Source organism: Candidatus Chlorohelix sp., assembly GCF_037138995.1.
Lineage (GTDB): Bacteria > Chloroflexota > Chloroflexia > Chloroheliales > Chloroheliaceae > Chlorohelix.
This window is the reverse complement of record NZ_JBAXHI010000041.1, coordinates 25,975-34,289: the sequence shown is the minus strand read 5'-3', so window position 1 is coordinate 34,289 and position 8,315 is coordinate 25,975. Positions and strand designations below refer to the sequence as shown.

9 protein-coding genes are annotated in these 8,315 nt (G+C 46.5%); 7 read left to right on the top strand and 2 right to left on the bottom strand.

The window, feature by feature from the left end; genetic code table 11:
* Positions 1-196: 196 nt before the first annotated feature.
* The 4 genes from WCK19_RS15360 to WCK19_RS15345 all read left to right on the top strand — a co-directional run bounded on the left by WCK19_RS15360 (position 197) and on the right by WCK19_RS15345 (position 3,203).
* Entirely contained in the window at positions 197-865 is a 669-nt protein-coding gene (locus WCK19_RS15360; protein ID WP_342398273.1) for a DsbA family protein, read from the top strand.
* Positions 866-1,286: 421 nt separating this feature from the next.
* Entirely contained in the window at positions 1,287-2,471 is a 1,185-nt protein-coding gene (gene moeB, locus WCK19_RS15355) for a molybdopterin-synthase adenylyltransferase MoeB (RefSeq protein ID WP_342398272.1), read from the top strand.
* Positions 2,472-2,486: 15 nt separating this feature from the next.
* On the top strand, positions 2,487-2,765 hold the full coding sequence (locus tag WCK19_RS15350; protein WP_342398271.1) for a MoaD family protein: 279 nt from the start codon (positions 2,487-2,489) through the stop codon (positions 2,763-2,765).
* 12 nt (positions 2,766-2,777) lie between these two features.
* The gene (locus WCK19_RS15345) at positions 2,778-3,203 is read left to right on the top strand and encodes a Mov34/MPN/PAD-1 family protein (RefSeq protein WP_342398270.1); all 426 of its coding nucleotides are present in this window, start codon (positions 2,778-2,780) and stop codon (positions 3,201-3,203) included.
* 2 nt (positions 3,204-3,205) lie between these two features.
* Here the strand turns inward: WCK19_RS15345 and WCK19_RS15340 are convergent, their stop codons facing one another.
* A complete protein-coding gene (locus WCK19_RS15340; RefSeq protein WP_342398269.1) occupies positions 3,206-5,179 on the bottom strand; it encodes a hypothetical protein in 1,974 nt (657 codons plus the stop codon).
* Entirely contained in the window at positions 5,163-6,116 is a 954-nt protein-coding gene (locus WCK19_RS15335) for a transglutaminase-like domain-containing protein (RefSeq protein ID WP_342398268.1), read from the bottom strand. Before WCK19_RS15335 ends, WCK19_RS15340 begins: the two co-directional genes overlap by 17 nt.
* A 124-nt stretch (positions 6,117-6,240) precedes the next feature.
* Here WCK19_RS15335 and WCK19_RS15330 point away from each other — a divergent pair, with 124 nt between their 5' ends.
* The 3 genes from WCK19_RS15330 to WCK19_RS15320 all read left to right on the top strand — a co-directional run bounded on the left by WCK19_RS15330 (position 6,241) and on the right by WCK19_RS15320 (position 8,303).
* The gene (locus WCK19_RS15330; protein ID WP_342398267.1) at positions 6,241-6,432 is read left to right on the top strand and encodes a hypothetical protein; all 192 of its coding nucleotides are present in this window, start codon (positions 6,241-6,243) and stop codon (positions 6,430-6,432) included.
* Positions 6,433-6,745: 313 nt separating this feature from the next.
* A complete protein-coding gene (locus WCK19_RS15325; RefSeq protein WP_342398266.1) occupies positions 6,746-7,690 on the top strand; it encodes a BTAD domain-containing putative transcriptional regulator in 945 nt (314 codons plus the stop codon).
* Positions 7,691-7,994: 304 nt separating this feature from the next.
* Complete coding sequence (locus WCK19_RS15320) at positions 7,995-8,303, top strand: hypothetical protein (protein WP_342398265.1); 309 nt, start codon at positions 7,995-7,997, stop codon at positions 8,301-8,303.
* Positions 8,304-8,315: the final 12 nt, after the last annotated feature.

Genomic DNA, 8,315 nt, shown 5'->3' with positions numbered 1-8,315 from the left:
TAAATCCCAAGTCATTAAGATGGGATAATGAGTTAAATGGTAGATGAGGGAGTTTACGAGTTAAAACGCCCTCAATCAGCGGCTATAATTGAAAGATTAAACCCGGCATTTCTAACGTTAGAAAGAGCAATACCCAATAATTATATTAAGGCTCAGCAATCAGATGTAACTCTTAACATGAAAGGAGCGGTTTTAAATGTCTGCTTTCCTAGATCTCAATGCAAGCGGTAAACTGGAAATTGACCTGTATTTTGACTTCCAATGCCCTTTTGCTTACCAAACCTCCCTGTGGCTGCGAGATGTGGTTGAGTTAATGGGCGATGACTTAATTGACCTGCGCTTCTATTTCTTTTCTGTAGCACAGGCAAATCGCAAAGATGAATCCTGGAATATCTGGGATACTACACCAGAAGACCCTAACGCGCATGGGTTATTGGCATTTCTGGCAGGCGCAGCAGCCTTAAAGTCCGGTGGGCAAAAAGCTTTGAATGCTTTTTATCTTGAGCTTGGAAAACTACACCATCAGGAAAAACAACCGCTAGATAAAGCCACTATTTTAAAGGCAGCGCAAATTGCTGAAGTTAATGTTGAAGCTGCCTTTAGCGGTAAAAATGCTTCCCTTGCTGCTGCCATCAAGGAATCTCATACAGGGGGCGTGGAAAAATACGGGGTTTTTGACTCCTCCACTGTAGTTTTTGAGGAAAGATACGGAGTATATGTTCAGATTATGCCCCGCCCTGATTATGACAAAGTGCTGCCTTTATTCCATCACATTCAAATGCTGGCAATGGTTGAAAGGAATGTATTCGAGGTCAAGCGGGTGCTGACCCCTGCTGAAAAAGAAGCTGCTACCGTACAGATTTAAAGGGCAAGAAAAGGAGGAGAAGGTTAGCGCCAAGTGGTAAACTAATGTTAGGCTACTGCCCAAAGTAGAAAACAGTAGTAAACCCGAAATAAGTGGTAACCTTCTTCAAAAGTGTTCCATAAACCAACAACTATTGCAACCGCCCACTAGCACATGGCAGGGCTGTTGCAAGAAAGAAATTGTCCTCTATAAAACGATTCTCAAAGGGGTTTGGGCAAGGGCGCGAGGTGATTTTGTAGGGGCGTGGCTCGACACGCCCTCTTTGTTTGGGTAGGTTCGGGGGAAATTGGGAAGGGCGTATTCAAAACGCCCCTACGGGTTCGGGGCGTTCGTTGGTTGGGCTTCTTGACTATGCTGTAGCAGGGTGATATATTATAAAATTCGATAAACTTAGTTCACAAACATTTAAAGGAATTATAACATGGCAAATTCTTATAATGAATTGCTAAAGCGCACCAAAGCGCAAATCCGCGAAACTACTGTTGCTCAAACATCCGAAGTAATCAAGGCTGACAAATCGGTATGGTTGGTGGACGTGCGCGAAAAGTACGAATGGGATGAAGGTTATATTCCCGGAGCGCTTCATGTGGCGCGTGGGTTTCTGGAAAGCAAAATAGAAGAAACGGTATCTGAAAAGAATGCCCCGATTATTCTGTATTGTGCGGGTGGCGTTCGCAGCGCGTTTGCCGCTAAAACCCTGCATGAAATGGGTTATACCAACGTCAGTTCGATGATTGGCGGTTATAACGCTTGGAAAAACGCCGGTTATCCCATTGCTAAACCTCGCAATCTTACCAAAGAACAGCAAAAACGCTACAGCCGCCATTTTCTGCTGCCCGAAGTAGGCGAAAAGGGGCAGCTTAAATTGCTGGATACCAAAGCGCTGCTCATTGGCGCGGGCGGTTTGGGCGCACCCAACGCCTTTTATCTAGCGGCTGCCGGCATCGGCACGCTTGGTATTATTGATAATGATGTGGTGGAAGAGAGCAATTTGCAACGCCAAATTATCCACACCCAACAGCGGGTAGGGCAATATAAAGCCGATAGCGCGGCGCAAGCAATTGCTGACTTGAACCCTGATGTGCGCGTGGTGGTTTACAAAGAGCGTTTAACTGCCGAAAATATCGAGCGCATTTTGCCCGATTATGATTTGGTGGTGGATGGTACGGACAATTTCGAGACGCGCTATCTGGTGAACGATTTTGCGGTAAAATATCGTAAACCCGTAGTGCATGCCAGCATTCTATCTTTCAACGGGCAATTAACCACCCTGATTCCGTTTGAGGGACCTTGCTATCGTTGCATCTATCCAGACCCACCCCCTGCCGCAATGGCTCCTAATTGTAGCGAGGCGGGCGTGCTTGGCGTTCTACCGGGCGTAATCGGCTTGTTACAGGCGAACGAGGCGTTAAAACTCGCGCTTGGCATCGGCGAAACCCTCGCCGGGCGTTTCCTGCTTTTCGATGCGTTAGAAGCCGAGTTTACCAGCTTGAAGTTGCGGCGTGACCCCAAATGTGTTGCTTGCGGTGAGCATGCCGATATTGATGATTTACTGGAACAGCACCGGCGCGGTGATGTATTGATTCCCGCTTGCAATATTCGTTAGGAGAGGATAAAACTAATGTCGAACATTAAGCTACCGCCGATTTTGCGTAAGTTGTCCGGGGGAGTAAAGGAAGTACAGATAGAAGGGGCAACTGTTGGCGAATTGCTGGACAACCTAGACCGCAAATATTCCGGCATCAAAAACCAGCTTTTAACCGAAGATGGGGAAATTGCGCGTTACGTGAACCTGTACTTAAACGATGAAGATGTGCGCTTCTTGCAGGGCTTGGTTACACCCGTGAAGGAAAGCGACACAATCGTAATTTTGCCCGCTATGAGCGGCGGAGCAATCTAGCGAATAACCAATATGCTGTTTATTCCTGCCCAAATCTACGAGGAGATGTTAGCGCATCTGCGCCGCTGCTCTCCAGATGAGGGGTGCGGCTTGTTAGGGGGACAGGGCGGTTTAGTAAGCCGCCATTACCCGACTGAAAATGTCGCACCCGAAGATAAACCCAAACGCTACCTAGTAAACCCACGCCAACAACTGCAAGCGCAAGAGCAACTAGAGGCGGCTAATCTGGAACTGTCGGCGATTTATCACAGCCATATCCACACTCCCGCTTACCCCTCGCCTACCGATGTGCGTACTGCCTATTACCCGGACAGTTACTATGTGCTGGTGTCTTTTGCCGAACCTGCTAATCCGGTTATCCGCGCTTACAAAATCGTCAAGCCGGATTTGTGGGGTGAAAGCGGCGAAATTGTAGAGCAAGAGTGGCAAGTCACCTGAATTTAGCGGCTGAAGTTTAAGGTGAATTCGGCGGGAACCAAAGTTTGGGGGGCATACGGCGCGACCATTACTAGCGCATTTTCATACGCTACTTTCAAAGACCCAGCATTGGTGGAATCCAATAGCATATCTTGTAGGCAAGAAGAGCCGTTATCAGCAGTAGAAAGGGCGGCGGTATCTTTGGCGGCGCATGCCCCGTCCAGTTTCATTACCCTTACCCAGAACTTTTGCGGAATTGCTGCGCCCGTGCGAAGAAAGCCATTAGCTTGCCAACCGTTATCGCCGCTTTCCGCATTATCGCGCCAATTTATCTCTGGTATCTCGAAATCGTCTAGAATCGCGCCTTGCCGATTGTAGCCCTCATCAGTCAGATACTCAAAGCGTAGCTGTACGCGCTTTCCGGCGAATCGGCTCAAATCTATTTCTTCTTGCATCCAATCCGCCGTCAGGCTGTCGCTATCGGTCAGGTCTGAGCCATTGCCGCTACTACGCCCGCTCCAGCCCGCTCCATAGTTTTTGCCCGATTGCTCGTAAACAGTGGTATATTTGGCGGGTAATACTTGCCAACTTTTGCCGCCATCTTCGGACACCTCAAAGTACAGATAATCAAGTTGCGGTTCTATATCGAACCATAGTTTGAACTTCAGGGCGGCTTTTTTAACGCTAGATAAATCTACCTCACGAGTGAGGGTCATATCAGAATTTTCGCCCCGATTTGTCCACCATACCATTTTACCGCTTGCAGGTTGCGTATTAAAAAGTGAAGCGGTGGACGCGCCCTGAAAGTTTAGGGTGAAACCGCCCGCGCCTGATTCGACCTTGTAATATTGGGCGGTGTATTGAAAAGTATTCCCGCTCTTGCTGTCGGGCAGTTTGCTGATTATGTTGGTAGGGGCGCTAATGCGAGAGCTTACTTTCTTATAATTAAAAGCAGGGTCGGCGGTAGTGCGGTTTATATAGTTTGTCAAAGCCCAATCCTTGAACACTTTATCGCTGGTGATTTGCGGGTCTGCATTTTTAGCCAGCGCGTAATCTAGCGCGTTAAACCCTATCAGCCCTTTGCCGTTCGTGATGGTGTCCCTGATAACCTTTTCTCCGTAAACATCTTTGAGGTATGCCATCCACAAGTAACCTGCCCCGTAAAAGCGCGTGGGGGCGCATGTGATACAAGTCCAGTTATCTAATTGCGTGTTGGCACGATTAAAAAACGCGCTCTCATATCCGCTACTGCTGAACCCGTTGAGGGTTTGCGCCAGTACGCTTGCCCCCTCATTGAGCCAGACTTCCTGATTGGGCTGATTGTGCCAGTGAATCATGTGCTGAAACTCGTGCGCCAGCAAGCTCAAGTATGAGTCGGTGTTTTCGGGATGCCCCATTACATAGATAATTTCGCGCTCGTTGCTTTTACTATTAATAGTTCGCAAAAGCTCATCATCGGAACTGTAGTAGCCGATGACTCCACCGCTAAGCGTGGTATTTAAAACCGCCAGATGGGGGTCTCCATCTACGCCGGGTGTCCATTCCTCGCCAAAATAGCGGCGGTTGGTGGGGTAAATTTTTTCTTCAAACAAGCGAGCCGCATTTTCAAGCGCGGCGGAGTTTACTGAATAATTTTTGTCCACAAACCAGTAAACATGCGCGGTGACAACCTGCAAGCGAGCCTTAACTTGTAAATAATTCTTGCGAAGAATATCGAATACCCAGAAATTATCCTCCTCCCCTTGTTGGTAAGGGGGGCGGGTAGTGGTACGCGCCGGATTTAGATTTGCGCCGTTACCTTTTAAGCGATTATTTACAGCATACTCATCTCGTAATGGGGGGATGTTAGTTTTCGCCTGAAAGTCATTAAGATAGGCGAGCGCATCAGGGGGGTTAAACTTGGCAATTAAAGCGGGCGTAGTGGAAGGCAAAAACAAAACCACGCCGATAAACGCCGATAAAATGAAGAGTCTGATTACCCTAATTGTTGATGGCAATGTCTTTCAGGATACCTGTAATCTGGCTGTTAATGGAGGCAGCATCGCTGGCATTGGGAGTGTGGCGCAAGTATTTCTGATAATCAAGGATAGCTTGCCAGCGGTGTTCCAACCGATTTTTGATAGTTCCTCTATCTCGTATTTCTTCCCAATCTTCAGGGTTTAATACGGCGAGAAAATCTTCGATAGCCAATGCTTGCTCAAAATCCTCGAATGAGATGTAATTGGCTTTAAGGTTATTGAGCAACCGACTCAGGAAAGCGCGATTTGATACAGGATTTAAGAAGGCTTGCACTAACGGTATAGAGTTGCCATATGCTTCACTTACTAAGCGGGTACAATCCTCTAAGGTTAGAATATTGCCCTCATTAAAGGGGTCAAGCAGAATATCTTCTTCCTGCTTAGAACCGGACTCTGCGCCATGCTCCCAATGCCCGGTGGTATGTTGGGCGTGTTGGGCGTGTTGCCGATAGCGTACAATAAAATGACCGGGCAGCCCGATTCCTTCAAAGGGCAAGCCTACTTGTTTGCCAACCTCTATATAAATCAAGGAAAGCGTAATGGGGATTCCAACGCGCCGTTCTAGCACATCGTTTAAGTAGGAGTTACGGGGGTCATTATATTCAGTCTGATTGCCTTTGAAGCCAAGAGTGTGGAACAGGTACGAGTTAATGGTTTGGATGCACTTATAGGGGTCATTTTCATCGGCAAGCAACAACCGTATATCGTTACCCATAATTTCAAGTTGCTTCAAATAGTAACCGATATTCAAACTTGGATATTCGGCGGAAGCAATTATCATGGCTGCTTCAACCAAGTCAATTTTCTCATCAGGGCGGGAAACATGCTCAGTAAAACGCGCCAATGGGCTGCCGGGTTTTAGCGGATGGTTTCCAGCTTCGTAATCAAATATACTGCTTTCAATAGTGTACCGCATACCAACAACCTTTTAGGAACTATCTATCTACCATTTATTGAATCCATTGTAATAACCTTAGAGTCCTTTTGTCAATGACTAACTGGATTAAGAAACGCTATTGCAAGGATAGGAAAAATGAAATATGGGCTTATTTTCTTTTCTCGCCCCAATCTCCCCACCGAATTTACCCAACCATCGAAGGCGCATTATCGAGGGCAAGAGCAACCTCCCACAGAATCCGAACCTCCGAACCCGTTCCCGTAGGGGCGACGCTGGAGTCCCCCAATTTGCGCCAAACCATCGAGGGCGCATCTTGTGGGAGGTTGTACATTAAAAAATAGAAATGTTGCTATACCTTTTAATATCATTAAAATTAACAAGAATTAATGGATTAATGAAAAATAATCTTATACTAAATTAACCTCTCATGAAGCTGAAAATATGCTAAGATACGTTTATATTTAAGAGGAAACTAGTCGGGCTTTTTGTAGCTTGTACTGAAAAATCGGCTCATAGATTTCAATTTTTTCATCGCAGTCCAAACCCATTTTAAGTAATTCCAAGAGTCGCCTTTAATCGGTATATATTGGGTATATTTTAATAACTTGCTGTCATAAAACTATCAATCCGAACAGGAGTTAGCAACGATGACCGTATTGCAGGTCTATTTGTTTGGCAGACTTCGCGTTGAAAACAATAACTGTGAGCTTGAGGGGTTTGAGGCTCGCAAATTACAAGAGCTACTCAGCTATTTATTGTTAAATCGGGATCGCCCCTTGCAACGCGAGGCGTTAGCGACCTTGCTGTGGCCCGATTTGCCGGGAGTGCCTGCAAAAAAGAATTTGCGACAGACGTTGTGGCAATTGCAAAACGTACTTACCGCTTCCGACGAATCTGCTGCGCTGTTGGTGGTAGAGCCGGAATGGGTTTTGCTAAATTCTAATGAAGGTTTATGGCTGGATGTAGGTGTATTTGAGGAAGTTTATACTTTTGTGCAAGGCATGAAAGGGCATGAATTGGATTTAACCCGCGCCCGCTTTATGGAGGAAGCCTTGCGCCTATACCAAAGCGACCTGCTGGAAGGCTGGTATGGGGATTGGTGCTTGAACGAGCGCGAACGTCTGCACAATATTTATTTGGCGATGATGGATAAGCTAATGGATTATTGCGAGGCGCATAGTATCTATGAAAAAGGCATCTCTTATGGATTGCGGATTCTATGCCACGACCGCACCCGCGAACGCACCCACCAACGCCTAATGAAACTGCACTACCTAACGGGCGATAGGGGCGCGGCAATGCGGCAGTATCAGCGGTGTGCGTTAGTGCTGGAAGAAGAGTTAGGCATTAAGCCTTCGCGCCGTACCTATCAGCTATACCAGCAAATCCGCGCCGATTCGTTAATACCCATCCCAGAGACGAACGATAACCCCTCTCAGTTTGGGATATTACAATTGCCCGAAGTTATCAACCATTTAAGGCAATTACAAGCCCTTCTTTCCGGGATTGATGACCAACTCAAGGTTGGGATTGAGAAAATGGAGCAGAGCCTAAAGCAATTGCCGACACGTGGGCAGAACGAAATTGTTTAGCCACACATAAAATTATATTAATGGTTCTTCTTTTAAGAAAATTACCGTGTTATACTTATTATAAGGCGGTTTATTGTTCATGATTAAGGTGGAATTGCTTGGGGTTTTCTATACCAACGAAGATTTCTAGAGCAAGTGAGCTTTTCAAATAAGTTTTGAAGGGTTTGCCCTTCCCCCGAAATGCCGTACCCCACCAGTATCAAGGCGCCCAGTGGGAAACAAAAACAATAGAAACTATTTGGCTACAACAACCCTGTAGTGTGTTGTTGCTACTTTAAATTAGTATATATTTCGGGAGTTTATAATGGACGGTTCTCAAAAGCATCAAATGGTATTTGTGGGAAAGCATCAGACAGGGCATGAAGAATGGTTTTGCCCCATTTGTGGAAGGCGATTATTAATGCATGCCCCTCCCAATTACTCTAAGAAAGTGCTAACCCCCGGTGACGAAATGGTAACCCATTCCGCCTCCAAATATGGTTTTCAACTGGATATGACCGCAAGTAGCGCGGTTTCGGGCGAGCAAAACGCAAATGACCATGCCGTAATCGAAGAAAAGCTGGATAATTTACGCAATATGCTCAAAGCTGCCGCCCTCGATCACCTACTCTGATTAAGTTGCGCT

Bases quoted from the DNA above. Each gene is read 5' to 3' on its own strand.
- WCK19_RS15325 (WP_342398266.1), top strand. From the start codon at position 6,746: ATGACCGTATTGCAGGTCTATTTGTTTGGCAGACTTCGCGTTGAAAAC.
- WCK19_RS15345 (WP_342398270.1), top strand. From the start codon at position 2,778: ATGCTGTTTATTCCTGCCCAAATCTACGAGGAGATGTTAGCGCATCTG.
- WCK19_RS15350 (WP_342398271.1), top strand. From the start codon at position 2,487: ATGTCGAACATTAAGCTACCGCCGATTTTGCGTAAGTTGTCCGGGGGA.
- WCK19_RS15320 (WP_342398265.1), top strand. From the start codon at position 7,995: ATGGACGGTTCTCAAAAGCATCAAATGGTATTTGTGGGAAAGCATCAG.
- moeB (WP_342398272.1), top strand. From the start codon at position 1,287: ATGGCAAATTCTTATAATGAATTGCTAAAGCGCACCAAAGCGCAAATC.
- WCK19_RS15360 (WP_342398273.1), top strand. From the start codon at position 197: ATGTCTGCTTTCCTAGATCTCAATGCAAGCGGTAAACTGGAAATTGAC.
- WCK19_RS15330 (WP_342398267.1), top strand. From the start codon at position 6,241: ATGGGCTTATTTTCTTTTCTCGCCCCAATCTCCCCACCGAATTTACCC.
- WCK19_RS15335 (WP_342398268.1), bottom strand. From the start codon at position 6,116: ATGCGGTACACTATTGAAAGCAGTATATTTGATTACGAAGCTGGAAAC.